The 923-nt window shown below is 41.9% G+C and carries 1 protein-coding gene and 1 pseudogene; both read right to left on the bottom strand.

Features of this window, described 5'->3' with window-relative positions; translation table 11 throughout:
- Nucleotides 1-595 (bottom strand): 16S rRNA (guanine(527)-N(7))-methyltransferase RsmG (gene rsmG / locus A3762_RS03970; RefSeq protein WP_068754201.1); only part of this gene is annotated, 595 nt, incomplete at its 3' end.
- Between the two features lie 2 nt (nt 596-597).
- Nucleotides 598-923, bottom strand: a pseudogene (gene gidA / locus A3762_RS03965) (tRNA uridine-5-carboxymethylaminomethyl(34) synthesis enzyme MnmG); the annotation flags it as partial.

The following is a 923-nucleotide window of genomic DNA, read 5'->3' as shown; positions in this document are numbered from 1 at the left end:
GGACAGTTAGCTTTATCACATCTTGATAAACATACTCTGACGATAGTGCACTTGCTTCATTTTCCACTTCGCTTCCTTTCATAGCAAGAAGCTTTCCATTTTCTGATAAACAAGGGCCACATAAACTGGCAAAATTTTCTGCAGCAGTAAATGCTCTGGAAATTATGGCGGGGAAAAAACGCTTACCAGCAAGTTTTTCTATTCGCGTATGCAGTACCTCGATATTTTTTAACCCCAGAGTAATCGCTGCTTGCGTCAAGAATCGCGTTTTTTTGATATTGCTATCGACCAAGGTAAATTGGCTATTGGGAAACAGTAGCGCAAGAGGAATACCAGGTAAACCAGGTCCAGTACCCACATCCATGATTTCTGACTCAGTGATAAACGGAACAACGCTTAACGAGTCAATAATATGGCGCTCCAACATTTCTTTCGGATCGCGAATCGCTGTTAAGTTGTAAGTGGAGTTCCATCGATACAGTAGTGAAACATACTCAACTAACTTATCTGCGTTCTGAACACTTAGCTCTATGCCGATTTCACCTGCAGCGTCTAACAGACGTTCAGAAAACCCTTCGGTATTAATCTGGCCCACAACTAATTCGTCTCTTTCACGGATATTGCGCGCTTCATACTCGCTTTTTTCATGAATACCAGAACAAGTGAGATAGCAGCAGGTGTTACGCCAGGAATGCGCGAAGCTTGAGCAATCGTTGTAGGCTTCTGAGTCATCAACTTTTGCTTCACTTCATTCGACAAGCCCGATACTTGTTCATAATCAAAATCATCTGGTATAACAGTATTTTCATTCTTACGCAGCTTATCTATCTCATCTTGTTGACGTGAGATATATCCTGCGTACTTTGTCTGAACTTCTATCTGCTCAGCGACATCTTCTCGAGTAACGTGCTCAGGATCTAATT

The sequence above is a fragment of the Oleiphilus sp. HI0125 genome (genome assembly GCF_001635355.1).
The sequence above is the reverse complement of the archived record's forward strand: the minus strand, read 5'-3'. Positions and strand labels throughout refer to the sequence as shown.